Origin of the sequence: Actinomyces denticolens (assembly GCF_002072185.1) — a bacterium.
In the GTDB taxonomy this organism is placed as follows: Bacteria; Actinomycetota; Actinomycetes; order Actinomycetales; family Actinomycetaceae; genus Actinomyces; species Actinomyces denticolens.
Map to the genome: position 1 here is coordinate 1 of NZ_MVIW01000090.1, position 583 is coordinate 583.

The 583-nt window shown below is 66.2% G+C and carries 1 protein-coding gene; it reads left to right on the forward strand.

The annotated features are described in order from the left end of the window. Window positions 1-8 precede the first annotated feature (8 nt). Window positions 9-583 (forward strand): IS3 family transposase (locus tag B1H55_RS13170; protein WP_420866445.1); only part of this gene is annotated, 575 nt, incomplete at its 3' end.

Genomic DNA, 583 nt, shown 5'->3' on the forward strand with positions numbered 1-583 from the left:
CGGGGCCTGTGCCGATCTGTCAGGCGCTGGCTAGTGCCGATGTCAAGATCGCCCCTTCCGCCTACCGGGCCCGCAAGTCCCGTCCCCCATCGGCGAGGAGTAGACGCGATGAGGCCCTGAAGGCCGAGATCGGGCGGGTGCATGAGAACAACTACTGCGTACTTGGGGCCCGCAAGATGCATGCGATGCTCAACCGACCCGAGGAATCCACCCGGCACGGCCTGGGGCATGTGGCCCGCTGCACCGTGGAGCGTCTGATGCGGGACATGGGCCTGCACGGCATCCGCCGTACGAAGTCGCCCAGGACGACCCGGTCCGCACCGAAGGACGCTTGCCCGGCGGACCTGGTGAACAGGCACTTCAGCGCGTTCAGACCCAACGAGTTGTGGGTGGCGGACATAACCTACGTACGAACCATGAGCGGCTGGGTGTACGTCGCCTTCGCCCGCCGACGTCTACTCCCGCCGGATCATCGGCTGGCAGACCTCCACCAGCCTGTACACCGACCTTGCCCTGGACGCCCTACGCATGGGTATCTGGCAGCGCCAGCGCGAAGGAGCCGACCTTACCGGCCTGATTCACC